The 1,148-nt window shown below is 53.7% G+C and carries 1 pseudogene; it reads right to left on the bottom strand.

What is annotated here, in order from left to right:
• Nucleotides 1-1,148, bottom strand: a pseudogene (locus AC07RZ_RS24105) (hypothetical protein); the annotation flags it as partial.

Raw genomic sequence — 1,148 nt, 5'->3', positions numbered from 1 at the left:
ACCGGCATCGCCTCGCTGTCGACTTCTACCTCGACTGGTTTGAGCACGACCAACAGCAACGTGTCTTCGCTGTCGACCTCGACGTCTACGGGCCTGAGCACCACTAATAGCAATGTCTCGTCGCTCTCCACATCGACGTCAACTGGCTTGAGTACAACGAACAGCAATGTTTCGTCGTTGTCCACGTCGGCGTCTACGAGCTTGAGCACTACCAATAGCAATATGACGTCGCTCTCCACATCGACTTCGACTGGTTTGAGCACCACTAACAGCAATGTCTCATCGCTGTCGACTTCAGCTTCGACTGGCCTTAGCACCACCAACAGTAATGTCTCGTCGTTGTCAACGTCGACATCTACTGGCATCGCTTCATTGTCGACTTCAACTTCGACCGGTCTAAGCACGACTAACAGCAACGTGTCTTCGCTGTCGACCTCGACATCTACCGGCATCGCCTCGTTGTCGACTTCAGCTTCGACTGGCCTGAGTACTACCAACAGCAGCGTCTCATCACTGTCAACATCGTCTTCAACTGGTTTGAGCAGCACTAACAGCAATGTTTCTTCGCTGTCGACTTCGACATCTGCCGGTATTGCTTCTCTGTCGACTTCAACCTCGACTGGCCTGAGCACGACCAACAGCAACGTGTCTTCGCTGTCGACCTCGACCTCAACCGGCTTGAGTACAGTCGGCAGCAATGTGGACTCCCTGTCCACCTCGACGTCTACGGGCCTGAGCACCGCTAATAGCAATGTTGCTTCTCTGTCGACTTCAACTTCGACCGGTCTAAGCACGACTAACAGCAACGTATCTTCGCTGTCGACATCGACATCCACCGGCATCGCCTCGCTGTCGACTTCAGCTTCGACTGGCCTGAGCACTACAAACAGTAATGTCTCGTCGCTGTCGACTTCCACATCTACGGGAATTGCTTCGCTATCGACTTCAACTTCCACTGGTATCGCCTCGTTGTCGACTTCAACCTCGACTGGCTTGAGCACGACCAATAGCAGTGTCTCGTCGCTCTCCACATCGACGTCGACTGGCTTGAGTGCAACGAACAGCAATGTTTCGTCGCTGTCGACTTCCGCATCTACGGGAATTGCTTCGCTATCGACCTCGACATCTACCGGCATCGCCTCGCTGTC

The sequence above is a fragment of the Collimonas sp. GW821-FHT07E08 genome (assembly GCF_059418905.1).
Note: the sequence above shows the minus strand (reverse complement) of the source record. Positions and strands in the feature narration are given on the sequence as shown.